General features: G+C 57.0%; 21 protein-coding genes. 3 read left to right on the top strand and 18 right to left on the bottom strand.

The window, feature by feature from the left end; translation table 11 throughout:
• Positions 1-177 precede the first annotated feature (177 nt).
• Positions 178-549, top strand: coding sequence for a hypothetical protein (locus AC56KL_RS15775; RefSeq protein WP_497181106.1), 372 nt, complete (start codon positions 178-180; stop codon positions 547-549).
• Positions 550-648: 99 nt separating this feature from the next.
• Here AC56KL_RS15775 and AC56KL_RS15770 read toward each other — a convergent pair whose 3' ends face one another.
• Both AC56KL_RS15770 and AC56KL_RS15765 read right to left on the bottom strand, forming a co-directional pair.
• Positions 649-3,495, bottom strand: coding sequence for a YjbH domain-containing protein (locus AC56KL_RS15770; protein ID WP_497181105.1), 2,847 nt, complete (start codon positions 3,493-3,495; stop codon positions 649-651).
• Between the two features lie 31 nt (positions 3,496-3,526).
• Complete coding sequence (locus AC56KL_RS15765; RefSeq protein ID WP_497181104.1) at positions 3,527-3,709, bottom strand: hypothetical protein; 183 nt, start codon at positions 3,707-3,709, stop codon at positions 3,527-3,529.
• Between the two features lie 326 nt (positions 3,710-4,035).
• Between AC56KL_RS15765 and AC56KL_RS15760 the strand changes: the two genes are divergently transcribed.
• Positions 4,036-6,042, top strand: a complete 2,007-nt coding sequence (locus AC56KL_RS15760; RefSeq protein WP_497181103.1) for a polysaccharide biosynthesis protein — start codon at positions 4,036-4,038, stop codon at positions 6,040-6,042.
• Between the two features lie 29 nt (positions 6,043-6,071).
• Positions 6,072-6,632 carry a sugar transferase gene (locus AC56KL_RS15755; RefSeq protein ID WP_497181102.1) on the top strand — a complete coding sequence of 187 codons (561 nt, stop codon included), beginning with the start codon at positions 6,072-6,074 and terminating at the stop codon, positions 6,630-6,632.
• A 203-nt stretch (positions 6,633-6,835) separates the two neighbouring features.
• Here the strand turns inward: AC56KL_RS15755 and AC56KL_RS15750 are convergent, their stop codons facing one another.
• From AC56KL_RS15750 to rfbB, 16 genes are all read right to left on the bottom strand, one after another.
• Complete coding sequence (locus tag AC56KL_RS15750; protein ID WP_497181101.1) at positions 6,836-7,768, bottom strand: UDP-glucose 4-epimerase family protein; 933 nt, start codon at positions 7,766-7,768, stop codon at positions 6,836-6,838.
• Positions 7,765-9,021, bottom strand: a complete 1,257-nt coding sequence (locus AC56KL_RS15745; RefSeq protein ID WP_497181100.1) for a glycosyltransferase family 4 protein — start codon at positions 9,019-9,021, stop codon at positions 7,765-7,767. The genes AC56KL_RS15750 and AC56KL_RS15745 overlap by 4 nt, the downstream gene beginning before the upstream one ends.
• Positions 9,022-9,030: 9 nt before the next feature.
• The gene (wecB, locus tag AC56KL_RS15740; protein WP_497181099.1) at positions 9,031-10,161 is read right to left on the bottom strand and encodes a non-hydrolyzing UDP-N-acetylglucosamine 2-epimerase; all 1,131 of its coding nucleotides are present in this window, start codon (positions 10,159-10,161) and stop codon (positions 9,031-9,033) included.
• 62 nt (positions 10,162-10,223) lie between these two features.
• Positions 10,224-11,351 (bottom strand): UDP-2-acetamido-2,6-beta-L-arabino-hexul-4-ose reductase, encoded by a 1,128-nt coding sequence (wbjC, locus tag AC56KL_RS15735; RefSeq protein WP_497181098.1) that lies wholly within the window; start codon positions 11,349-11,351, stop codon positions 10,224-10,226.
• Positions 11,352-11,353: 2 nt separating this feature from the next.
• Entirely contained in the window at positions 11,354-12,397 is a 1,044-nt protein-coding gene (locus AC56KL_RS15730) for a polysaccharide biosynthesis protein (RefSeq protein WP_497181097.1), read from the bottom strand.
• 56 nt (positions 12,398-12,453) lie between these two features.
• The gene (locus tag AC56KL_RS15725) at positions 12,454-13,575 is read right to left on the bottom strand and encodes a glycosyltransferase (RefSeq protein ID WP_497181096.1); all 1,122 of its coding nucleotides are present in this window, start codon (positions 13,573-13,575) and stop codon (positions 12,454-12,456) included.
• 1 nt (position 13,576) lies between these two features.
• Positions 13,577-14,794, bottom strand: a complete 1,218-nt coding sequence (locus AC56KL_RS15720) for a glycosyltransferase family 4 protein (protein ID WP_497181190.1) — start codon at positions 14,792-14,794, stop codon at positions 13,577-13,579.
• A 5-nt stretch (positions 14,795-14,799) separates the two neighbouring features.
• Positions 14,800-16,008: a hypothetical protein gene (locus AC56KL_RS15715; RefSeq protein WP_497181095.1), complete on the bottom strand. Its 1,209-nt coding sequence runs from the start codon at positions 16,006-16,008 to the stop codon at positions 14,800-14,802.
• Positions 16,005-17,186: a glycosyltransferase family 4 protein gene (locus tag AC56KL_RS15710; RefSeq protein ID WP_497181094.1), complete on the bottom strand. Its 1,182-nt coding sequence runs from the start codon at positions 17,184-17,186 to the stop codon at positions 16,005-16,007. The genes AC56KL_RS15715 and AC56KL_RS15710 overlap by 4 nt, the downstream gene beginning before the upstream one ends.
• A gap of 4 nt (positions 17,187-17,190) precedes the next feature.
• Complete coding sequence (locus tag AC56KL_RS15705) at positions 17,191-18,555, bottom strand: lipopolysaccharide biosynthesis protein (RefSeq protein ID WP_497181093.1); 1,365 nt, start codon at positions 18,553-18,555, stop codon at positions 17,191-17,193.
• Positions 18,556-18,646: 91 nt separating this feature from the next.
• Complete coding sequence (locus AC56KL_RS15700; protein ID WP_497181092.1) at positions 18,647-19,834, bottom strand: GumC family protein; 1,188 nt, start codon at positions 19,832-19,834, stop codon at positions 18,647-18,649.
• A 47-nt stretch (positions 19,835-19,881) separates the two neighbouring features.
• Positions 19,882-22,209, bottom strand: coding sequence for a polysaccharide biosynthesis/export family protein (locus tag AC56KL_RS15695; protein ID WP_497181091.1), 2,328 nt, complete (start codon positions 22,207-22,209; stop codon positions 19,882-19,884).
• Between the two features lie 306 nt (positions 22,210-22,515).
• On the bottom strand, positions 22,516-23,061 hold the full coding sequence (gene rfbC, locus AC56KL_RS15690) for a dTDP-4-dehydrorhamnose 3,5-epimerase (protein WP_497181090.1): 546 nt from the start codon (positions 23,059-23,061) through the stop codon (positions 22,516-22,518).
• Positions 23,061-23,951 carry a glucose-1-phosphate thymidylyltransferase RfbA gene (gene rfbA, locus AC56KL_RS15685; protein ID WP_497181089.1) on the bottom strand — a complete coding sequence of 297 codons (891 nt, stop codon included), beginning with the start codon at positions 23,949-23,951 and terminating at the stop codon, positions 23,061-23,063. Before rfbA ends, rfbC begins: the two co-directional genes overlap by 1 nt.
• Positions 23,952-23,959: 8 nt before the next feature.
• Positions 23,960-24,877, bottom strand: a complete 918-nt coding sequence (gene rfbD / locus AC56KL_RS15680; protein WP_497181088.1) for a dTDP-4-dehydrorhamnose reductase — start codon at positions 24,875-24,877, stop codon at positions 23,960-23,962.
• Entirely contained in the window at positions 24,874-25,950 is a 1,077-nt protein-coding gene (gene rfbB, locus AC56KL_RS15675) for a dTDP-glucose 4,6-dehydratase (protein WP_497181087.1), read from the bottom strand. Before rfbB ends, rfbD begins: the two co-directional genes overlap by 4 nt.
• Positions 25,951-26,007 lie beyond the last annotated feature (57 nt).

The following is a 26,007-nucleotide window of genomic DNA, read 5'->3' as shown; positions in this document are numbered from 1 at the left end:
TCGAACAAGCTATTCCCTTGGCATGAATAGCGGCACTAGATCCTTGTTCCAAGGCAGGCTGTGCCAGAATGTAACGATCAGTACCTTTTTTTGGTGTAAAGAAATCTTTTAGTACTATAATGTGCTTGCAATTGATGCACTTTGCACCTCTGTAATCTGAACAATCAAGGACCCCACATGAAAAAGCTTCTCGTCGCTAGCGCGATCCTGAGCCTGCTGTCGGCCCAAGTGCTGGCCCAGACCGGCGCACCTGCTGCTGCAACCCAAACCACTGGCGCCGCTACCGGCACCTCGGCTGGCACTGCCGGCACCGCTGGCACTGCCGGCGCCGCAGGCACCGGCACCGCCGGTGCTGCGGGTGCTGCAGGTACCGCAGGCGCAGCCGGCGCCGCAGGCGCAGCCGGTTCCGCTGGCCTGCTTGGCGGCACCGCGCTGGCTGGCCTGTCGACCACCGCCCTGGTTGGCATCGGCGCTGCCGTTGCTGCAGTCGGCGTTGCTGCCTCGAACAACGATTCGAGCACTACCCACTCGGCCACAACTCACCACTGATCCAGTGAACGCTCGCCGTCAGGCAGCAAAAAAATTGGCCGCTTGAAGCGGCCAATTTTTTTTTCTGAAATGCGGGCAGCCTGCACAGCGCTAGCCATCTTAGTAGGTGCTACTCCAGGAAAAGCCGATTTCCTTGGTGCCCGGGACGACGGCAAAGCTCGACTTTGAATCATCCCGCTGGGTCTGCCACAACCAGCTGCCGATCGCGTACCCTACTACCCCGCCAGCAACGACGTCCGACACCCAGTGCTTGCGGTCCGCTACCCGCCCGAGTGAACCGACCGCAGCCAGGCCGTACAGCCATGGCGCGTCATACTCCTGCGCGAAGGGCGTGACTGCGGCGAAGGCGACCGACGCATGGTTGGATGGGAACGAAGCATCCGAACGCCTGCCGCTGCGACTGCTCGCGCCCAGCTCCTCATCCGGGCGCGCCCGGCCGATGACCCGTTTGCTCACCATTGACACGCCCGCCGCGCCGGCGATCGACTGCAGCGAAATGATGCCCATGTTCTGCATGCGCCTGTCGCCAAAGGCGACGGCGCCACCGGCAGCGCCGGCTAGTACGATGGGCATTGACTTGCCGAGCTTGCCCCATGCATCAAGAACGCGTGTGTCCTGCCGCGGCCGCACGAGACGATCCACCGGCTTGTCGAGCAGGGCACCAACCACGATCGCGCCGCCCGCCAGCATGCTACCCTTCGCCCACTCCGGCAGCGTCGGCGTGGTCGACACGGCCTGCTCCAGGCGCCAGCGGAATGCCGGCCATGCGCTCGGCAGCGGCCGTACCGGCTGGGTGATCACGTCGAGCTGCTGCTCGTCCTTGCGCTCCGCAAAGTTTCCAAGGCCGTCGTAGGCGCTCAGGTCGCGGCGAGGATCCTCGAACAGGTCGTACAGGTCGCCCGGGCTTCCCACCATCTGGCCAACGTCGCGCGTCCATGGTGACAGTGCGAATCCCGCGAATGCCTGGCTGTCGGAAGGCAGCATGATATTCAAGGGAATGGACAGGAAGATGCCTTTGTCGTTGTACGGATCCGACGGAGTGCCAGGACTCGTGATGTCCTTGCCATTGGTCTTGGTGTACCAGGCCCCTATCTCCATGCCGGAGCGGAAACGGCGCTTGAATTCCAGACGCACGCCCTGGTCCTTGGCCAGAAAGCGCCCGGCGCGGCCAGTGACGGTGATGTCGTAGGGCAGACGGTAATGGAGCGCGCCAATGGCGGTCACCGTATTGTAGTCGCGCTTGCCCAACCATCCCTTGTAGTCGCGCTGCTGGAGCGCGTCGACGCTCAAGTCGGCGGCCCAGCGCCTGTCCTGCGGCAGGTACAGGACCTGGCCGCCGGCGCCGCGGAACATCTCTTCGTACAGGCCGACGGAAGCGCGTGCATACCAGTGCTCGTCCAGGATCATGTACTTGTTGAGCAAGGCACGGTTGAGCTTGAAGCGGCTGCCACGCTTGTACTCGGCGATATCGGTACGCACGTGCGGCAGCACGCTGTTTGACGGCTGGGTCACGCCCGACACGTTCTCGAGCAGGTTCAGCTTGAGGGCGCTGTTGAAATACAGACCTTCGCCGAGGCGCTTGTCATAGTTCGCGGTCACCGCAGTTTCGTAACGCAGCGCGCCGCTCGGATCGTTGAAGAAGAACGATAGCTTGGGCTGGAGTTTGAAGCGGTTTGCCTCGCGGTCCTCGGAGCTGACCTGCACCATGGTGCCCTCGTGACCGACGCGTACGCCCAGGGCGGCCCCTTCGTCGCGGATCGAGGCAAGCAGGCCCTGCTGATCATCGCCGACCTTGTCCGCCGGGCTCGAATAACGCACCACTACGGTTTGCAGGAAGGATTCGCGATCGCCCAGTCCGGCCAGGTAATCCGACAGGCGTTGCATGTCGACGAATTCGTACGTGGCAATCGGCTGCTCGAGCCTGGTATACGTGACATGGATGGTCCGTGTTCCCTCGGGCGCGAAGGCCAGCGCGGTACGGCTGGCCCGTCCGATCGCCCGTCCCAGGTTGGAAATACGGTTGTTGGTTAAGGTCAGCCTGAGGACGCCGTCATCGAGCTCGACACGCACGTTCTTGTAGTCCTGCCGGACTAGCGCCTGTACCAGCGCCGCCGCGCGGCCGCTGCTGTACCATTCGCCTGCGCCGACGCGGGAGGGCGCGTTCTTCGCCTGAAAATAAGCCGGCTCGTACAGCTTCGGTATGAATTCCCGCTCGAAGAACGGAACACTCATGAAGACGTTGGCGCTGAAATGGTCACGGTGGCGCGCCAGCTGGGCGCCAAGCCAGCCCCAGCGGTACTCCACGCCGACGGCCGGTCCCTTGCTGCGCCGGGCGGCGCCGCTCTCCTCCCCCCTAAAATCGTTCTTGTAGTCGGTCGCGTCGTATTCGGCCACCAGCGCCCAGCCGGGCGCGGCCCGTGGTGCCCAGCGCATGCCAGCAAAGGCGCCGCTGCGACGCTGCCTGCCGTAGCCGATACTGGCTTCGATTTCCCTCGCCTCCCCCAGGATCTTGGACGCCACGACATAACGCCCCTTGAACAATCCGGTGCCCAGCAGGTCATCGAAACCTACGGAGACAGCTGGCATCCACGGCGATTCCTTCACCAAGTTGAGCTTGGCGCTGAATACCTTGTCCTTGAAACGGCCATACTCACTGCCGTATTCGCCTTCGGCATCCGTAAAGCCGGCAATGCCGTTGATCGAGACATAGCGTCCGGTTACCTGCAGCATCGGCAGCACTGTCGCGGTTGCCCAGAAGCTGCCGTAGGGACGGTCGTAACTGTAGCCGGCGCTGAACGTGCCGTCGAGTTCGATCCATGCGCTCGGCATGTTGACGTAACCCGACTGCCCCTGCACGTTCGGCGCGGCGGCAAACGCACTGCCCGCTCCCAGCAGGAGACAACCATAGAACGAGTATCTGAACGAATTTTTGAAGACGATTTTCAAGATTGGAAACGCAAAAAAGGCGGGATATCTGTTAAACGGAAAAGCCGTCTTCTAAATCAACGGATAAACCCGGGAGTTTATCAGTTTGAATATCATGAGCCAACATCCGGGAGGACGTCCGACCTTGAACAAAGATAGGTGGGGGCACGCCGATACCGAAAAAAACAGGCTGCTCAGGTGAATTCAAGAGAGTAGGCGCAAGCGGATTGGCCATGTCATGCCGCCTGTCGCAGTGTACCCGTTTTACAACAAGTTGTAGGAAAATGCTTACAGTCCCTTACCACACGCGTCTTTGCGCTCGACCTGGACTCTCCCTCTACGGAACGATAGCGGCAGTCACTTTCGCTCCTTCCAAACGCTTATTTTCTGCGCAGCTCCCGGCAGGAATTTTCTTACAGTAGGTGACTTTTTTTTCAGCAATAAAGTATCATGGCGGTCTAGTCGACATCATCTCGACCTTTCTGTCCTTCTTTCGTCCGCTTCGTGACAAATGGTGACAATCTCCCTTAATCAATTAAGGGAAAATCGCATGTTTGTTCTATGCGGCGAGCCCGCGCCACCAACTGCAGTCAAGTGCGGTTTTATGCCAGAAAAATTCGCTGTTATATGAAGAATACATTCCTCGACCTACCACGTCGTCAGAAACAGGCAATCGCCGCCGCAACCGATTTCATTTTCGTGTCGCTGGCTTTTGTCATCGCATTGATACTGCATTTCGACACGCTGGCGCCGGCCGCGTTGAGCGATTATGGCTGGCTGGTCATGGCGGCGCCGCTGGTGTCGATCCCAGTGTATGCACGCATCGGCTTGTATCGCGCGATCATCCGTTATATCGACCACAAGATCGTCATCATTGCGCTGACAGGTTCGGCCTTCACCGTGCTGGCGCTTGGCCTGCTGGCCCGGCTGTCCCTTGGCGAACGCTTCTCGCTGGCTCCAATCGTGATTTTCGGCGCGATCCTGGTGGTGTACCTGTTGGCGAGCCGCTTCAGCGCCCGAGGCTTCTTTATTGGCGACCGACGCGCCAGCCCGCGTACGCGCGTCGTCATCTATGGCGCCGGCGATGCCGGCATGCAGCTGGCCAATGCGCTGTTGCCGGGGCAGGAATACCTGCCGGTCGCGTTCGTCGACGACAATCCGCAGCTGCAGCGCGTGACCATTTCCGGCATCAAGGTACACTCCCCCCGCTTCCTGTCCACCTTGGTCGAACGCGAAGCGATCGGCGCGATCCTGCTGGCCATGCCATCGTTGAGCAGTGCCGAACAGCGCCGATTGATCGAGTCGCTCACCCCACTGACGGTCAAGATCAAGGTCATTCCTCCGATGAAGGAAGTGATCCGGGGGATGTCGCGGGTCAACGATGTACGTGAGATTCAGATCGAAGACCTGCTCAGCCGCGATCCGGTGGCGCCAGACAACGAACTGCTGTCCCAATGCATTGCCGGGAAGACGGTGCTGGTCACCGGCGCCGGAGGCTCGATCGGCTCCGAACTGTGCCGCCAGATCGTGAAGCTGGCGCCGCGGCGCCTGGTCCTGCTCGAACTGACGGAATTCGCGCTGTACAGCATCGACCAGGAGTTGCGCGGCTATGTGGCCGCCAATGAACTGGCAACCGACATTGTGCCCTTCATGGGCTCCGTGCTCGACTTCCAGAAATCGAAGGACATCCTGGAAACCTATGCCGTCGATACGGTCTACCATGCAGCCGCCTACAAGCACGTCCCGCTGGTCGAGCAGAATCCGGTCGAAGGCATTCGCAACAACGTTTTCGGCACCCTCAGCTTCGCCCGCGCAGCAGTGGCGGCAAAGGTAAAATGCTTCGTGCTGGTGTCCACCGACAAGGCCGTGCGCCCGACCAATGTCATGGGCTCGACCAAGCGTCTTGCCGAGCTGATCCTCCAAGCTTTCGCTCGCCAGCACCCACAAACCCGCTTCTGCATGGTCCGTTTCGGAAACGTCCTGGGCTCCTCGGGTTCGGTGGTGCCGCTGTTCCGCCGCCAGATCGCGGCCGGTGGTCCAATCACCCTGACCCACCCGGAGATCACGCGTTATTTCATGACGATCCCGGAAGCGGCTCAGCTGGTCATCCAGGCCGGTTCCATGGGCCAGGGCGGCGACGTCTTTGTGCTCGACATGGGCAATCCGGTCAAGATCGCCGACCTGGCCAAGAAGATGGTCCACCTCAGCGGGCATGAGGTGCGTTCCCTGTCGGCGCCCAACGGCATCGAACTCCAGTATGTTGGCCTTCGCCCGGGCGAAAAGCTGTACGAGGAACTGCTCATCGGCGACAACGTCACCGGCACCGAGCACCCCCTCATCATGCGTGCGCAGGAAGCCGAGATCGCCTGGCCTTTCCTGGAAATCATGCTGAAGAATCTCGATGAGGCCTGCAGCCGTGCCGACCAGGATGCGATCCGTGCCCAGCTGCGCAAGATCGTGCCCGAGTTCGTGCCATCCTCCGAGATCAATGACCACCTCTGGAAACAGAACAAGATGCGCACTGGTGGCAGCGCAGAATTGCTGAACCTGGAAGAGGCACGCGCCTGAATTTTTTTGGTATCAATAGGTAAGCTTGAATGAAACGTGCAATTGACTTTATCCTGTCGCTGGTCGCCTGCGTCATCTTCCTCCCGCTGTTCCTCGTGCTCGCGCTGGTCGTGAAGTTCACCTCCAAGGGTCCGGTGCTGTACTGGTCGGACCGGGTGGGACGCGACAACCAGATCTTTTCGATGCCGAAGCTGCGTACCATGCGCGTGGATACCCCGGTGGTTGCCACGCACCTGCTGACGAACCCGGACCAGTACCTGACGCCGGTCGGTGCCTTCCTGCGCCGCAGCAGCCTGGACGAACTGCCGCAGCTGTGGTGCATCCTGCGCGGCGACATGAGCATTGTCGGCCCGCGCCCGGCCTTGTACAACCAGCAGAACCTGATCGAGATGCGTACTGAGCACGGCGTGCACGCGATCCGACCAGGCCTGACCGGCTGGGCCCAGATCAACGGGCGCGACGAACTGCCGCTGCAGGACAAGGTCCGCCTCGACGCGGATTACCTGCGCAAGCAATCAGTGAGCTTCGATGCGAAAGTCATGCTGCTCACCTTTATCAAGGTCGCACGCCGCGACGGTATTACGCACTGAGACGCACTAGTAAGCGCCGGCACGGCCGGCGCCGAGTGCACGCCATGCCGACCTTGTGATTCCCGCCCGGTTGGCAGGACTATCGTGCACTCGACAGAGCGCTGCCATTCACGTCCCTGAAACAGGTGTGCCTGTCACACTGAGCTGCGCAGAATATGTTGCCAGAGCCTGTCTGCCGAAATCTCGGCAGACAGGGTGCTGGTTCATCGGGTCTGCAAAAAATGGTGTACCGTCTTATCAATTGCCTGCTGGGGTGATATCACCGGCTTCCATTCCAGGCGCTCCATCGTTGCCCGCATATCTACCTGAAGGGAACCGAATAGGCGGTCGGTGACAGCCGACTTTCCTAGCAATCCCGCTGCATAACGCAGCAGGTTCGGCGGTACAGGGAGAAGGTAGACCTTCTTGTCCATCGCGTTGCCGATCATCCGCACCAGATCACCGATATTCACGTCCTGTCCATCAGAGACCATGAAGATCGACCCTGGCGCGTTCGGATGCATCGCACATCTGATAAGTAGATCGACCAGATTATCCAGTGCAACCATGCTGCGGTATCCATCCGCGCGTCCAAAGGGCAAAGGCATCCCCTTCCGCACCAACTTCACCAAGTTCAGGAAATTGGCTTTGACGCCGGGACCGTACACTAGCGGCGGGCGCACGATTACCACCTCGAGCCTGGTCTCGCGGCCCAGTGACAATAGCGCGGCCTCAGCTTCCATCTTTGACTGGCCATAGGGGTCGCAAGGAGCCGGGTGATCGCTTGCCGCGAACGGCTTGCCTCGGGTCGCTTCACCGTTAACCTTGACGCTGCTGACGAAGACGAATCGCCGGACCCCAGCCTCTACTGCCTGGCGCGCCAAGCGAAGGGTAGCTTCGACATTCACCTCGCGGTAAGCGGTGAGGGGGTCCTCGGAGGTATCGGACATCACATGGACGCGCGCCGCCAAATGAATCACCGTGGTGCAAGCTGCCAAGGCTTCGCGCCAATCGGTCGACCGATTCAAGTCTCCGACCGCCGCTTGTCCAGGTCCCGCGGCTTTGCGCACAGCTGCCCGAAATGGAAGTCCGCGAGCTGCAAGAACACTGCACAGTTCCCGCCCGACGAATCCGTTGCTTCCAGTGACTAGGATCATTGAGTCATCTTTATATTGGATGTGGTTCCACTTTTGCAATTAATCAGGTCGGCAAACATCGACTCCAATTGGCTGATCAGACGATCGCGGTCGAACTGGGCCTTGCTTGCCGCAATGGCTTCGTCGCCCATGTACTGCCGCTCCTGCGGGGTCATGGCTGCGAGACGCAATACCGCCTGCGCAAGACCGTGCGAGTCACCAGCATTGCAAGTCAGGCCTGCGCCAGCGCGATCGACAACGTCGGCACCTTCTCCGTTCAACATACAGAGCAAGGGAATGCCAGCCGCCAAATAGGACTGCAGCTTGCCCGGGATAGTCATTGAAAATATCGGCTGGTCCTTCAGCGACACCAGCAACGCCGATGCATGTTTGAAGAAGCTGGGCATGCGGTCCACCGGGTAGCGTCCCATCAACAGGAAACAATTCGAAAGACCGCGTTTTTCCACTTCTTTCTCCAGCCAGCCGCTCATTCTCCCGTCCCCGACGATGACCCAGCGAATCCGGCTATCGTGTTTCAACTCTTCGGCGGCGGCAAGGATCGCGGGGAAATCCTGTGCATCCCCCACGTTCCCCGCGAACATGACAGTGAAGGTGTGCGGCTCTGCTCGGAGTTCCGCTGCGGGGGTCACGCTGCTCATGTCGAACACAGCCTCCGCCCAGCTGGGAAAATATTCCACCCTGCTGTCCTGACCCGCGTATTTCTTAATCTGGGGGATGAAACTGCGTGACTGCGCCAGGATCAGGTCGCAACGCCGGTAGATGAACGATACGAGCTTTCCTACCATGTTGAGCAGCCGCTGTGACTTGAGGACACCGATCGCGTGCAAGGTTTCAGGCCACAAATCCAGTACCCAGAAACCGACTGGCGCTTTTTTCAGCGCGCGCAAGGCGGCCGCCGGCAGGCCCACTGTGATCGGCGAGGGTTCATAGCAGAAAATGGCGTCGAAGTGACGCCCACGGAGCTTCCATGCGCCCAGGATCGTCGCGCTCGCAGCGAACGTAAAATAGTTCAGCAGCAGTCGGGCTCCCCCCTTGCCGCGCGCGGTGTGAGGCACACGCACGACCGTCGCGCCAGCGAAACTATTGAACTTCGCAGGATCCGCCAGGAATTCGGGAAAGAATTCGCCTGCTGGATAATTAGGATGACCTGTCAGGACGGTGACCTCATGCCCCCGGGACACCAGTTCCGCAACCAGATCATTCACCCGAAAATTCTCCGGCCAAAAATACTGCGTCACCACGAGCAAACGCATCGCCGCCTCCTACGCCTTTTTCCACACCACGCGATTCACGTAGTCGGTGTAGCTGTGGACGATGCGCACCACCTTGTCGGATACGTTCGGCATGCTGTAGTCAGCCACCTGGCGCAGCAGGCGCTCCGCGCCGCGCGGCTGGCTGTCGAGCACCGCCAAGGCCTGCAGCACGCGCTCCACGCTCAGGCCGACCATCATGACCGAGGCTTCTTCCATGCCTTCCGGGCGCTCGTGCGCTTCGCGGATGTTCAGGGCCGGGAAGTTCAGGATCGAGGACTCTTCGGTAATGGTGCCGCTGTCCGACAGGACTGCTTTCGAGTCCAGTTGCAGCTTCACGTAGTCCATGAAGCCCATCGGCTTCATCAGCCTGACCAGCGGGTGGAAGTTGGCGCCGGAGGCGTCGATGCGCTTCTGGGTGCGCGGGTGGGTCGAGACGATGACCGGTAGGCCGAACTGTTCGGCGACGCCGTTCAGCACCTCGACCAGGCGGCCGAAGTTCTGATCCGATTCGATGTTCTCTTCACGGTGCGCGCTGACCACGAAGTAGCTCCCTTCCTGCAGGCCCAGGCGCGCCACCACGTCAGAGGCGTTGATGCCGACGCGGTAGTGCGTCAGCACCTCGAACATCGGGCTGCCGGTCTTGATGACGCGGTCTGGCGGCAGGCCTTCGCGCAGCAGGTACTCGCGCGCGATGTCGCTATAGGTCAGGTTGACGTCGGCGACATGGTCGACGATCTTGCGGTTGGTTTCTTCCGGCACGCGCTGGTCGAAGCAACGGTTGCCTGCTTCCATATGGAAAATAGGAATCTTGCGGCGTTTCGCTGGAATTGCGGCCAGACAGCTATTGGTATCACCAAGGATCAGTACTGCCTCCGGCTGGACGTCTGCAAGGACCGCATCGACCGCAATGATAATCTTCCCAATTGTTTCAGCTGCATTGCCTCCGGCAGCATTAAGGAAATGGTCCGGCTTGCGAACCCCGAGATCTTCGAAGAAGATCTGGTTCAGCTCGTAATCGTAGTTCTGACCCGTATGCGCCAGCACATGATCGCAGTGCTCATCAAGCCGAGCCATTACGCGAGAAAGACGAATGATTTCTGGTCGGGTACCGACCACAGTAAGCACTTTTAATTTTTTCATATCAAGGGAAAAGTAGGGGTAGTCCTGTAGTCACGCGATGCAAGCGGCAATGGCGCTACTCATCACAGCAGGCAAGCGAAAGTGTCTGGCCGCGACCGGTCGAATACTTCATTTGCCCACAGCATGACGACCATCTCGACGCTGCCCATATTGGTAATGTCGTGCGTCCATCCAGGTACGGTCTCGACGATGGTTGGATTATCACCGGTCGTAATCAATTCGTGCGTTTCCGCAGTTTGCATGTGACGGAACTTGAAGCGTGCCACCCCTTTGATGACGAGGAATTTTTCGGTCTTGGTATGGTGGTAATGTCCGCCGCGGGTAACGCCGGGATGCGCCGTGAAATATGAAAACTGGCCGCAGTCTGGCGTTTTTAACATCTCGACGAATACCCCGCGCGGGTCACCGTGTTGCTTAATCGAGTAAGCAAACAACTCTGTCGGCAGATAACTCAGGTAGGTCGAATACAGGGCGCGCAGCAGCCCGGTACCGACCCGTGCGGTCATCAAGGTCTCTCGACTCGCTTTGAACCCTGCGATCTGTTCGGCCAGCTCCCCGACCGTCGTCGAGTACTGCGGCGACACGGTCGCAAAGCCATTAGCGTCGAACGTGGCATCGGCCCCATCCATCAGCTGTAAGAAACGCGCAATGACGTCGTCAACGTATACCAGGGTCACCGATGCTGCAGCATCGTTCACCTGAATCGGCAGCCCGCGGGCGATGTTGTGGCAGAACGTTGCAACGGCCGAGTTGTAATTCGGTCGGCACCACTTTCCGAACACATTTGGAAGACGGAAAACGTGCACCGGGACCCCATGCTGCCGCGACAATTCGAGCAGAGTCTGCTCTGCGGCTCGCTTACTCGAGCCATAGTCGTTGTCGCGTTCGGCCTGAGTCGATGAGGTATAAACCACTGGAATTGTTTTACCAGTGGCTTGTACAGTTGCCCGCACTGCAGCGCACACTGCCTGGGTCAGGTCAGCGTTACCTGTAACAAACTCTGCCGGGTCCTGCGGACGATTTACGCCCGCAAGGTGGAAGATGAAGTCGCTATCCTGCACCAGTGAAGCTAGGGTTTCCATGTTGTCGGCACGAGTGAAGCACACGACTTCGACATCTTTTCGTTCAGCCAGGTGCAGCTGCAGGTTTTTGCCGATGAACCCGCCAGCGCCGGTAATCAGGATGCGCATAATTATTCCTCAGCGACAGCGCGTTCGCCGGCGGCAATCCGGCGCATGAAGTCAAGCTTTAACAACAGCTGCTTCATCCCCTCGACTTCCAACCGGGTTGTGTTGTGAGAATTGTAGTCCTCCCCGTGCGTGGTTTCCGTCAGCCTCGCTTCACCCTGGTCCACGAATTTAGAGTAGTTGAGATCGCGACCATCTGGAGGAATGCGGAAATAATCACCCATATCCTGGGCGCAAGCCATTTCCTCACGACCCATCAGGGCTTCATAGAGCTTTTCGCCATGGCGCGTACCCATGATCTCGACACGATGGTCCGGCTTCCCCATGATTTCGAGGATCGCACGCGTCAATACCTCGACCGTGGCGGCCGGTGCCTTTTGCACGAAAATGTCGCCATTATTACCGTGTTCGAACGCATAGAGGACGAGGTCAACTGCGTCGGCAAGCGTCATCATAAAGCGCGTCATGGTGGGGTCGGTAATCGTGATCGGCTTGCCGGAGAAAACCTGATCGACAAACAGTGGAATGACGGAACCACGCGATGCCATAACATTACCGTAGCGCGTGCCACAGATCACGGTACCGGTTCCTTCGAGGTTGCGGCTGGCGGCGACCATTACCTTTTCCATCATTGCCTTGCTGATGCCCATGGCGTTGATCGGATAGACGGCCTTGTCAGTGCTGAGGCAAATGACACGCTTGACACCAGCTGCGATGGCTGCGTCCAGCACGTTCTCCGTGCCCATCACGTTCGTGCGGACCGCCTGCATCGGGTGAAATTCGCATGATGGGACTTGTTTCAGCGCCGCGGCATGGAACACAAAGTCGACACCGCGCATCGCACCGGCAACACTTCGTGCATCGCGCACGTCGCCGATGTAGAACTTCAGCTTCGGGTTGTTATACCTCTTGCGCATGTCATCTTGCTTCTTCTCATCCCGGCTAAAAATGCGGATTTCTGCAATTCCCGTGTCGAGGAAACGTTTCAAAACTGCGTTACCGAAAGAGCCAGTCCCACCGGTAATTAAAAGTACTTTATTATCAAACACGAGATCCACCTAGTATGTTTATGCTCGACAGAGCAGGAATTTTTCAACAGCTATGATTAATGGGGACGTACAGCATTGACGCCCAACGACAACAATTCTCTGGCACGGCTCGCCGCAGAGGTAAAATCAGACAGTTTTCTCATCCCCTTCTCGACTTGGCGGTTGTAAAGTTCGCGGTCCCCCTGCACGGCCAAAATCTTGGCGGCGATGTCCTCGGGATTTTCAGGATCGAAATAAACAGCCGCGTCGCCCAATAACGATGTTGCAAAAGACAAATCGGAAGTCAGTACCGGCCGCCGCATGACGAATGCCTCCGGATAGCTCGCCGAAAAACATTCCATCAAAGTCGGCAAGAACATGACATCGGAATCGATATAGAGCCGGGGACAGTCTCTGGGCGCCACGGGTCCTAACGTTACAACATACTCTTTCTCCGAGTCGGAAAAAATTCTATCGAAATCCTCGACACGAATGGACAGAACAAACTGAAACCTGATCTTTCCGATCAAATATGGAATAACACGTTTTATAATTTCGAGGTTCTTGTGAGGATAGTATGCCGACACGGTGACCAACCTGAACACTTCATCCTTCCCCTGTCGATCCGGGACACCTTCGTCACGATATCTCGCGAAATGTTCGTTGTAGGTATTACCGACAACGGATATATTTTCCAATGGGAAATTGAAAGTCGAATTAATTCGTTTTCGAACATCGGCGGTTTCACACCACAGCGCATCACATTCAGAAGAAAAATGATGCCATTTATATTTCTTCAATAGCCAGTTCTTCAGTTTCTGGCGAATATCGAGTTGCGCATGCGCAGGACTCTCCGGCATGATAAACCAGGGAAGTGCATAACCACAGATATGATATGCCCTCGGTCGCCAATACGAAGGTCCAAAAATTGTCAGCACAAAGTCCGGAGCAAAACTGGCTTCCAATCGCCTCATTTGCTCGACTATCGCGCGCCGAGTCCGTAGTGGCGCCGGGGAATCCAGAACGTGGAAGGAGAAATTATCCGGGAAATCAATTCCAGCAATCGCCATGGCTACCGGATGTGACAGGAAAACGAGAAACCGGCAATCCAGTCTGCTTCGGAGCTCGCTGATGACAGATGCGGCCACTTGAACCCCGCCGCCGACCGTTAACGTACTAGCGTTTAGAATAATGTTCACGTCAATCCCTAACAACCTCATCAGCAATTGCGCGAATCTTCCCGCATTGCTTCTGCGCGTTCTTCTCTTTCAATATAAAATTGCGCGCCCGCGATGTTCTCTTAGCCAGGAAACCAGGATCGGATTCACACGCCGCCTCGATTGCGCGGCTCAGCCCGTAAGCGCCGGTCTCACTAACAACGAAACAGTGCTCATAATATTCGTCCGGAATCCCCTCCAGCTTGTACATCAAAACAGGCACACCCGATGCCAAATATTCCATCGTCTTCGACGGGAACGAATACCGGGTAAAGATTCCTTCTGGCGGCCTCGGATTGACAAGTAGGTTCGCCTTGCGCTGAAGTCCGAGAGCCGTAGGACGGGAAACTTGACCGTAATATCTTATCCGCGGGTCATCAATACAGGCCGATTTGATTTTCTCAACGGTGTTCCCCGCACCGCAAATGACCAAGCGATAGTTCGGCCGTTCGATTTTCCTGAAGGCTTCGACCAGTGTCAAAATTCCATTTCTTTCATCCAGGGAGCCAGAATAGAACACTGTCTTTTCAAGCGAGGGCTCTTCGGCACCAGCATCCGTTTTGCAAGAAGCTTCGTCAAAGATTCCTTCAAGAACCCGATACGGCCTCGATTCTAGGGGAAGGCGCTCTGTCATGTGTTCACTGAGCAGAATGTAGCCATCAATTTCGCGGTACAAGTCTGCAAGAAATCCAGCTTCTACGCGCTCGTAGATTCGATGGAGGAACGTTTTCTCTGTACCAGTAAATCCAGGCAAGTCAGGCACGATTACAACTATCTTTACACCTCGAATTGCCTTTTTCAGTTTCACTGCTGCAGCGAGGAATGGGACATGCAGGTCGTAGATCAGGAGGGTTCGAGCCCTGCTTGACGCCTGAAAAGCTCTCGTCAGCGCCTTGCGCGTGGCGAAGTATCGGCTCAAATGTTTCAAGCCGACAAGGTTCAAAAATCCAGCTGACTCGCCCGAAGCACCGTTGCGCTGCGAAATTGGACTGGCAGGAAAGAACAATTTTTTGTACCGATTCGGAAACGAGCCGACATTTGGCAGGTTCACTATGCGTACGTTTTCAAAATTCCGCACCAGGCCAGCGACGAGCGCCCACTGAAACGCATTATTGGCGTTAGCGACAGGCCCTTTGCTTTCCTCAGCAATGGTCGTGGTCAGCTCTTCAGGAAAAAGACTTGTCAGGAACAGGCAGTCCATCTCGTTCACACCCTCTTCCCAAGTTTCTGGTTCAAACCAAACAAACCGCACATAATCAGCACATTGAAAAATAACGAGAAACGCAGTTCCTGGCTGCTATACATCATGAACAGACCAATAAAAATCATCAGTCTTGCGATTCCCGCCCCGCCTAGCATGTTCGCTAGCCTGTACAAACCCGCCATCATCATCATCCCAAAGACGACGCCAAAAATAGCGAAGGTATTGATGATCGTATTTGTCGAGAACGAGTCCGGATTGATGGGAAAACCGAAAAGCTGCTCGGAATAAATTAAATAAAGATCAACAAACCGGCTCAGGCCGACACCTGCGACGGGATTATTAATAAAAATCATAAACGGGACGGTGAACGATGACATTCGCGCTAATGCGCTTACGAAATCGCTCGATTCCGCATTAAATTTTGACAAGAATTTCTCGGTAACGCCCGGCACGTAGATAAATGCCACCATTGCCGTAGCAATAGCGATGAAAAAAACCGCCAGCGCCTTGGTGCTTCGAGCACGGACGAAGAATGCGGTGACAAGCACTCCTAAAATCAGGATCCCCGTAGTCGAGACCGTTGTAAGCAATCCCGCGAGAAAAATCGAAAGTCGCCATCTGTTCACGACTGGATTATAGAACAGCTCGACAAGAATACCTACAAGCAAATACAGGGCAAATACCCCGGGTTCTCGGAAGACCCCTGTATTACGAACCACTTCGGTATCGCGAAAAACTACCGCAAAAACCAGATTGGTAAACTCCACCCCGCCGTAATTCGTGATTACTGGGAATATGTCAACAAGGGGCCGCGCAACGATCGAAGCGACGAAAGCAAAGAGGGAAAACGAAGTAATCCAAAACAAGACGCGCGAATATGCATGCAGGAATTCGGCAAGGACAATTCGTTTTGCAATCATCACGGACAACACGATGACGATCAACTCCAGGACGTAGCCGTTTCGAAAGTCGGCATTGAACACCATAGTAGCTAAAAATGACGCCAACAACGCAAATAAGGCCAGAAAGTTTTTATTATTGAAGCGTTCCGAATCGATATTATTCGCCATCAGCAGCCACACAATCAGCGACACATAAATCACGTACTTGGCGATAACGAAAAACTGGTTCGCATTCGTTCCGAAGATTACCGTATCGTCTGAAATGTAAAGCACCACCAACAGCAGCGGCAAATAGTTACGAACATTCATAAGACAGTTATCGCGTCCGAGATGCTAACATTTTTTGAATACAGACTCTGGAACTGTCGCACCCCTTGTTGCCCGAACGTTTCCAGCGTTGATTGTGGCATCTCTGCCATCTGGTTTATCGCGCGGGCCAGATCGGCTGCATTCCCGTTTTCGAAAATCAGGCCAGTTCCTCTTCCCGCCAGCTCCAGCGTGCCCTCGACGTCCGACGCGATAATCGGCTTGCCAATACTCATCGCTTCCAGGATCGGCAGAGAAGCATGCGGAACAGCAAATGGCGAAATCAATGCGATTGATCTCTGATAATACGAGAACACGTCGTTCGTAGACCCTACCATCAGGACATGTTTCGAACTGGCCAATTTAGCTGCCAGCCGAGGCAACTTGCGCGAGTATGTCGACAGAAGCTTACGGATGCGAAATGCTGGACGACCTGTTGCGGCGATCTCGTGCGTATGACCGAGGAAGAATATACGGACATTGTCGTTAAGATGCTCAAGCGCGTTGACCAGCTGCTCAAAACCCTTTATTCGCTGACTTCCCCCAACATAAACGAAATATTTCAAATTCTCGTCTACTTCGAGATCCTGTTCCATGCGTGTATTGGTTACGATCGGATCATATACGGTGTGCGAAAGACACGTGGGCGCCAAACGCGTCCTGTTATCTTCTGACACGGCAACGACCAAATCCGCGTTTCTATTGACAAACTTTCGTATCAAACCGGCACGCCATCCAAGCAGACCGGGCGAGAGTGGCTCCCTCACGTGAAGAATTACCTTCTTCCCAAGACTTTTAGCGGCGATAGCCCAATCGGAAATAAACAGCGAGTTGAGGTAAACCAGATCAAAATTCGTACCGTTTTCCTTTATCGCTCGCGGCGCAAATATGTACGCACTCAAGAAATACAAAACTATCGAGCGCAGGCTTCTAATCAAGTTCAGGAGCGTTGGAAACGACGCTGCCGAGTGAACGAACAAATCATAATGCTTCTGGTAGAACGAGCTACTGCAAACAAAGACAGGAATACCTTGCTGTTCCAGGTATTCGACTGCATCGCTACGATAGATGCAAAAAACGGTAATATCGTGATCGCGCCTCAGCTCCTCGATGAGTCCGACGAGGGCAACCAGACCGCCGCCCAGCCCTTGGCCGTGATGTATTATCAATACGTTTTTCATCGAACTACCTCGCCCATATGCCCGCGGCTTTGTGTTTCAAAAGGAGCTTTACCTGACGAGGCTGGTAGTAGAGTCCGACTGCATTCACAAGACAAGTGGCAAACATGACGCCAGCGCTCGACTCGAGAGCGTTTGTCAAAGAGAATGCAAGAGGGAAATACACGCAAATCGTGATCGCTACGATGACTGCGGTTAGCGATATCTTTCCAATCCCATTTATAAAACTTGTGTACGGCGACAGAACTACATTGATCACCGCAAAGACAGCCATAGAGAATGAGAGGATAAAAGGTATTTCTACCTGTTCTCCGAGCCAAATTTGGTATACCAGCGGACTTGCTAGGAGCATTCCAACAATTCCAACGCAAAATAAAATTGACAGACGATTCAATCTTTTAAGTGTAGTTTCAAGCCAATCGATCTCGTTGCGCGTATACGAATCAGTGACCGCACTCCATATAGGCGACATGACGATTGCGTAGCCGATCACTGGTAGTTGAAAGTAGGTTAGGGCCACATTGTAAGCAATCACTTCCTGCGGGTTTAGCGTGTGCGCGATGATCATCGGGGCGCTTGAAAACAAGACGAGCGCCCCTATTTGGATTAACAGGAACGTTCCTCCCAAGCTGGCCAGTTCTTGTACCTGTTCCTTCCTAAAACAATGTAGAGAAGGAATTAAGGAGCGATGCGTCGTGGTGAACGCAACGATCGTCGCAAGTATCAGAACAAGCAGCGGCGCCCCTACTAATATTCCGGCATACAAAGCCAAGCTCCCGATTGAGAGGAGATGCGCCGCCAGGATAGCGAGAAAACTTAACAGATTTCCTATCGCAGCGAGAATATTGCTGACAGCCGGTCTATGGATGACGGTGTACAGAATCCCGACCAGCTGAAAAACAAAACGAACTAGAAACAGAGTGACGACGAGGATTGCGACAGTCCGCAACTCATCTTCCGGCACCGAGGGAGCATTCAATATCGTTTGCCAGCTCAGGTGCGGGACCAGTAACAAGAAAAACAGGAGCAAGATGGCGACCAGAGCAGCTACACATGCATAAGTAGTGCTTACATATTCGCGCCCCAGGCTCGTGTCATTTCTGGCGAGCGCTTTTGCAAGTTTATTCCGCAGCCCGTTACCCAAACCAAAATCGAACAAGCTCAGCCATGCGAACAATGATGACAAAGTCAACCAGACCGCATATTTTTCCGGAGCTAGGGAGCCCATCATCAGCGGTATCAACAACAGGGTTGTTGCAACGCTAATGATTTTGACCAGGAAAGAATAAATTACCTGCTGTCTTAGCTGCGCATCGCGTTGCGACTGGTTTCCGGTTAGCTCCTTGACACTTGCAAGCTGTTGTGAACTCATCTTTCGCTTCCGAACATCGATATTTCTGTATTCGCTACGATATATTCGCCAGTTTGCTATAACGTCGAAGTCTAGCTCCAGCGGGGCTAGGTCAAACCGAAAGCTGTTTAATTTTCTCGGCATATTGAGGCATGCTCATGATCCTGCGCAGCACCTCCTTGCCTACTATCCAGAAGATCACTAATAACAGGGTAACAAAGCCGGTGACCAGGACGATAATGGCGCGTTTTGGTTTGTACTTTCGCTCCGGTTCGATTGCGGGATCAAGCACCTGGATAATCGATGGATCTTTTGCTTCCTCCAAGCGTGCGACTTCGTAATGCTTTGCAAGCAGTTCGTACAGCATCTGGTAGTACTTCACGTCACGAAGGATCTTCACATTCGCAAGGCCGGATTCACTCGTTTCGCTCGCCCGAGAAATGGAAGTGCCGCGGCCATTCTGGATTTTTGACAGCTCATTACGCAGACTGGCAAGCTCTTCTTGAGCTTGTTTATATCGTGGATTATCGCGCGTTACGAAAGCTTCCATAGCGCCTATTTCGATTTCTTTAGCCGAAATTTGGGCTTGCAAACGGCCTGATATTTCGATATTTGCCCGGCTTTCCATATCGACGCTTACTACACCCGTCGTCTGGATCGCTCTTTTCAGTGAAATTTCTGAGGCAGCAAGCTTGTCCTTTGCGGCTTCGAGTTGGCGCTCGAAAAACACCCGCTTTTTAGCTGCATCCGTAACAGCGAGTGTCTTGCTCAAATTGGTCAACTCGTCCACATATGCAGCGGCCATTTTGGCAGCCCGGCTTTTGTCAGCGTCTTCAACTTCGATCGTGATCAAGCCTTCTTTGCCAGTACTGATGGTCGTGCTCTTTGCAAGTTGCTCGCGAGCTTTCTCGCGTGATGTCATATCGTACACTCGCATTAAGTTGAACTGATCAATTACACGTTCAGCGATAGTTCGACTGCGCAGCATTCCCAAGTACAGGTCATTCGGATTTTTCAATGCGGAAGCCCCGGACGCGATTCCAGCAATGCCGCTAAATTGCGACATCAATGCAGCCGCCCCGGATTGGGCCTGTTGGGGTGGCATCAATTTTGTAGATGCCCGATAAATGTTCGGAACCAACAGACTAATTATTGCTGCGATGACTGCTGCGGCAAGTGGTAACAGGATAATCTGTTTTTTACGTTTCGAAAGAAGCAACAAGATTTCAAAAACGTTAAAGAAACTGCCGCCTTTGTCTAGGGCGACGGCTTCTCTGTTTGATTGTTCGATTCTCGTCATAGATAGTAAATTTATTTTTCCGTGCGGCCCTAAAACGCGGCTGTCACTTAATCTCGTAACGTCTTGATCGCCGCCGCGCCCAAACCGAAGTTAGCGAAGATCTGCGCCCATTCCCGAGTGCCGTTCATGAACTTGGTCCAGCGCGTTTCCTTGTCAAACTTTTCAGGAATAACGATGCTGTCGCCAGGCATAATTTCCAGGCCACCGATGCCAGTCGAGAACCAAGTCCCCGAGTTCGCGCCCACCACGGTGCCATCCATACGCATCACGAAGGCGTTGTCCACGTCCGCGTCAGCCGTCAAGCCAGCCAACTGCAAGTAATCTTTGACTCGGCTGTTGGGTTTCCACAGCGACGATGCTTCGACGTTCACGGCGCCAAAAACATTGACGAAGGCCGGACGCGCCGGGATGACCAGACGGTCGCCGTTTTCGAGCCTGACCTGCGGCAGTCGGGCAAACGAGCGCTCGTTTGGCGCCAAGCCGAAGGCGATGCGGCCCGTCGGCTTCAGGCGGCGGAAACGGGAAATCGCTTCCCTAGCCGCACGCATTTCAGTGTCGCGTTGAGCAAGCTCCGCCTGTGCCTCGGTAGGTGTGGCAGCGCGCACGTTAGCAAGGCCACGCGACTGCGCGTTCTGCAATTGCGACTCGAGGCGCTGAGCGGCCTTCTCTAGGTTCACTTCCTGCTCCTTGCGCACTACCTCGCGGTAGAAGCCGGTGCCGAACAGATAGGCGTTCGCAGTCGGACCTCCGGCCTTTGCCAGCAGCGACTGCACGGTCTCGCCGGCAGTCATCTGGTACACGCCCGGGACCCGGACTTCGCCTTCGACGCGCACGAAGATCCGGCGTTTGTCCATCGGCACAGCGACGTCCTCCTGCGAGAAGATCGTGACCGTGTCGCCCGGTTGGAGCTCGATATTGTCGGGGCTGGCAGGGTTGGCGAAGATATTGCCCAAGTTAAAAGGGATCAGGCTGACTGAAAGATCTTTTCGGTTGATACGCTCCACCACTGCGTAATCCCAGTTCACTTCGTCCACCAGCCCGCCGATGCGTGCCGCTATCGTATCCGCTTCTTCATTCGTGACCTGCTCGGCCTGGCCCGTGGCAACAACATTGTTCTGGCGCTTGACCGATGCCCGAGTGATCAGGTAATCGCGGCTCGGGATCAGGTCGCTAACGCGCATGCCGGCCTTGAACGGTGCACGCACAGGCTGGTCCACGTTGCCGCGCAGGATGACTGCGTTTGAGAACTCCGGCGTGATCGACGTAATGTTCAGCACGTCGCCGTCCTTCAGCGGGCGTTTCAAGCTCGCGGCGTCAAGGGCAAACTGCTCGACGCTGCGCGGGCGGCTCTTGCTGGGGTCGATACGCTCGAGGAAGGCCCGGCGCGGATCGGCAACTACCGGCATGCCGCCCGCAAAGTCGAGCATCGACTCGATGGTGTCGCTACCGGTCTTGAGTTCATATACCGCAGGGCTGTTCACCTTGCCCACCAGCGCCACATAGCCGGCGGCCGAAGGGATATAGATCGAGTCGCCGTCTTGCAGCTTGACGTCGGCAGACTTGTCGCCTTTCGCGATGAAGGCATACAGGTCGAGCTCGGTGACGACGCGGCCGGCGCGCTTCACCTGGACGCGGCGCATGCTGCCGTTGGCATTCGGACCGCCGCTGGCGAACAGCGCGGTCACCAGGGTCGACAGGCTCGATACCGTATAGGTGCCCGGACGGTTTGCTTGGCCGACCACGTACACGGTGATCGCGCGCAGCTGGCCAAAGTTCACGCTGATGGTCACGCCCTTGTACAGCTTTGCGACCGCGCTACGGATGATGTCATCGGCATCGCCGGCCTTCACGCCGGCCAGCACGACCGAGCCGATCGTCGGAATCGAGATGGTGCCGTTGCGGTCGATCGTGGCGCGAAAATCGATGTCGATGGTCCCCCATCCGCGGATCAGCAATTCGTCGCCCGGACCCAGCACATATTCCGAAGGAACAGGCGTATTCGAGACCGGGGCAAAGGTCGATGGGGCATTCGCGAAGAAGTTCGCGCCGAAAATGGGGAGGTCCTGTCCAACGCTGTCATGGATGAACTTCTGGAACTCGGTCTGCAGCTTTGGCTGGCCCGTGCCATTGGACGCGACGGGCAACGCAGAGGGAAGACCCGCATCGGTTGTCTGGCGGACCTGGGACGCGGTCTTGGAAGTGGTATTGGTAATCGCCATCCTGCGCGGCGCGGCTGGCGTAGCCGTAGGCGCTACCGCTTCAGGCAATTCCTGACCGAACATCTCGTCAGCGCGTGCAGGCGATTCTTGAGCAGAAGCAATGGTCGATGCGGCGCCGATGACCAGCGCCACGGCGCGAAGCAAAAACTTGGACATATGATACTCGGGAGAGATGGTAACAGTCGGATAACCTAGAATTATATCCGCCCCAGCAGCATCATGCACAGCAGGAATTTGCTGTCAGCACAGAAAATCTCCACCGCACAACACTTCCCTATCCAATGAGGGGATAGATTAACGTTCTAAGATATAGATCAAACAAGAACGTTAGGATTATTGACATTGTGCAATTTACTACCTTGTTACATTGCGTGAAAATCTGACAAACCCAGATTCCCCTATAACCTTAAGCTATATACCATTCGTTAAAGCAATTAAAGCCCCATGCATGGGGGAATACATCTATGCGAAGTGTTCGGCCTTTTGAAAAGGCAAACCTTCCTCGTCCTTGGGAGAGGTCTGCGGCGAACCATGCACGGGCCATGCAATAGCCAGGATCGGGTCGTTCCAGGCAATACAGCGCTCATGTTCGGGAGCGTAATAATCGGTCAGCTTGTAAACCACCTCGGCCGACTCCGACAGCACCAGGAAACCATGGGCGAAGCCTTCCGGCACCCATAGCTGGGCCTTGTTGTCGGCACTGAGGACATCGCTAGTCCACTGCCCAAAGGTCGGCGACGAACGCCGCAGGTCCACGGCCACGTCGAACACGCTCCCCGCTACGACCCGTACCAGCTTGCCCTGCGTCTGGCGCACTTGGTAATGCAGGCCGCGCAACACGTTCCGGACCGAGCTCGCATGGTTGTCCTGCACGAAGTCCACCTTGCGGCCGATGGCTTGCTCGAAGCGGTGCAGGTGGAAGCTCTCGTACACCGAACCGCGCTCATCGGCGAACACGCGCGGCTCGATTCGCACGACATCTGGAATGGACAGGCGGGTGATCCGCATCAGATAACCTTTTCGTTTAGAACCCGCAGCAGGTACTGCCCATAGCCATTGTTCTGCATCGGCGCGGCCAGTTCGGCGAGTTGCCCCGCGCTGATCCAGCCCATGCGGAAGGCAATTTCCTCCGGACAGGCCACTTTCAGGCCCTGCCGGCGCTCGATGGTGGCGATGAACTGGCTGGCGTCGAGCAGGGACTCGTGGGTGCCGGTATCGAGCCATGCATAGCCGCGCCGCAGGATCTCTACCTGCAGACGTCCGAGTTCCATGTAAATGCGGTTCATGTCCGTGATTTCGAGCTCGCCGCGCGCCGACGGCCTCAAGGAACGCGCTATCCCAACCGCGTCGCCATCGTAGAAATACAGGCCGGTTACCGCGTAGTTCGAGCGCGGCACGCGCGGCTTTTCTTCGAGGCCGATGGCGCGCCATGCAGCGTCGAACTCGACGACCCCATAGCGCTCTGGATCCTGCACGTGATAGGCAAAGACGCTGGCGTCACTGCGTGCAGAGGCCTGGCGCAACATGAGCGGCAGGTCGTGGCCGTAGAAGATATTGTCGCCCAAAACGAGTGCCGACGGACTGCCCGCCAGGAAGTCGGCGCCCACCAAATAGGCCTGGGCGATACCGCCGGGAGTCGGCTGAACCGCATACGAGACATTAAGGCCGAAGCGGCCGCCGTCACCGAGCAGTTGCTCGAAGCGCGGGGTATCCTGGGGCGTGGAAATGACGAGGATGTCCTGAATCCCGGCCAACATCAGCGTGCTGAGTGCGTAGTAAATCATCGGCTTGTCGAATACCGGCATCAGCTGCTTCGACACCGCCAGCGTCGCCGGGTACAGGCGTGTACCGCTGCCGCCCGCCAGGATGATGCCCTTGCGCCTTGGAGATTCGTTCATCGTTTTCCTCATGGATTGGCGCCTGCCGCGAGTTCTGCGACTAGGCGGTCGACGTGGTCATGCCAGTCCGGCAGCGCCAGACCGAATACGGTGCGGAACCGGGTGGTATCGAGCAGCGAATTGTCCGGGCGTGCCGCTTGCGCGCCCCACTCGGCGGCCGCGACCGGCAAGATCCGGTCGGGCGTCAGCGCCAGCCGGGCGCCGCGCGCCAGCGCCTGTCCGACCAGGTGGCGCGCATACGCATGCCAGGTGGTGCGGCCGGATGCCGCCACATGGTAGGTACCCGACAATGTTTCCGCCGCGCCGCGTTCCAGGGCGATGCGGTACAGGGCCAGTGCGGTCAGGTCGGCCAGCAGCTCGGCGCCGGTGGGTGCGCCGTGCTGGTCGGCGACGACCTCGAGCCGCGGAAGCTCCTGCGCCAGGCGCAGGATGGTCTTTGCGAAGTTCGCGCCGTGCCGTCCGAACACCCAGCCCGTGCGCAGGATCAGATGGCGCGCCCCGCTTGCGCGGATGCGTTCTTCGCCGTCGAACTTGGTGCGGCCATAGGCCGACAAGGGTTCGGCCGGATCGCTCTCGACCCAGGCGCCGTCCGTTCCGCTGCCCTTGCCGCGGCCGAACACGTAATCGGTCGAATAGTGCACGAGCCAGGCGCCGCAGGCCCGGGCTTCGTCGGCAAGCACGCCCGGCGCGCGCGCGTTGATGCGCTGCGCAGCAGCCTCGTCACCCTCGGCGCGGTCGACCGCGGTATAGGCAGCCGCATTGACGATGACATCGGGCCGATGCTTCCGCACGCAGGCGCGCAGGACGCCGGGGTCGGCGAAATCGGCCTCGGTGCGGCCGAGCGCATGCAGTTCTCCCAGGGGCGCGAGTGCACGCCTCAGCTCCCAGCCAAGCTGCCCATCCTTACCGAAAAGCAAAATCTTCATGGACCGAGACGTCCGCCGGTGTACTGCTGCGCGACCCAGTCGCGGTAGGCGCCGCTGGTCACGTCGCGCACCCAGTCCTGGTGCGCCAGGTACCATGCAACGGTCTTGCGGATGCCGGTTTCGAAGGTCTCCACCGGGCGCCAGCCGAGTTCGCGCTCGAGCTTGCCGGCGTCGACCGCGTAGCGGCGGTCATGGCCCGGGCGGTCCTTTACGAAGCTGATCTGCGCCGCATACGGCAGGCCGTCGGGGCGCGGGCGCAGCTCGTCCAGGATGGCGCACAACGTATGCACGACGTCAATGTTCGCCATCTCGTTCCAGCCGCCGACGTTGTAGGTCTCGCCCGGCGTCCCGGCGTCCAGCACGCGGCGGATCGCGCTGCAATGGTCGAGCACGTAGAGCCAGTCGCGCACCTGGCGGCCATTGCCGTAAACAGGCAGCGGCTTGCCCGCGAGTGCGTTGTGGATCACCAGCGGAATCAGCTTTTCGGGGAAATGGAAGGGGCCGTAGTTGTTGGAGCAGTTGGTGGTCAGCACCGGTAAGCCATAGGTGTGGTGCCAGGCCCGCACCAGGTGGTCCGAGGCTGCCTTGCTGGCCGAATAAGGACTGTTCGGCTCGTAGCGGTGCTGCTCGTCGAACGCCGGCGCGTCAGAAGGAAGCGAACCATACACTTCGTCTGTCGAGACATGCAGGAAGCGGAAGTCCGTGCGCCCGCGTTCGTCAAGCTCGCCCCAGTAGGCGCGCACCGTTTCCAGCAGGCGGAAGGTGCCGGCCACATTGGTCTCGATGAAGGCGGCCGGGCCGGCGATCGAGCGGTCGACGTGGCTCTCCGCCGCGAAGTTCAGCACCGCCCGCACCCGGTGTTCTCGTAGCAGGCGCGTCACCAACACGCTGTCGCCGATATCGCCCGCCACGAAATGGTGGCGCGGATCGCCGTGGAGGCTTGCAAGATTGCTCAGGTTGCCGGCATAGGTCAGCTTGTCGAGGTTGATGACGGGCTCGTCGCACTGCGCCATCCAGTCGAGCACGAAGTTGGAACCAATGAAGCCGGCGCCACCGGTCACAAGGATGCTCATACATTATCCGGGTTGGTTGATCTGGGCACGCGCCCGCTGACCTGAATTATGGCGTGT

It is taken from the genome of Telluria sp. ZB4P34 (assembly GCF_059686055.1).
The sequence above is the reverse complement of the archived record's forward strand: the minus strand, read 5'-3'. Positions and strand labels throughout refer to the sequence as shown.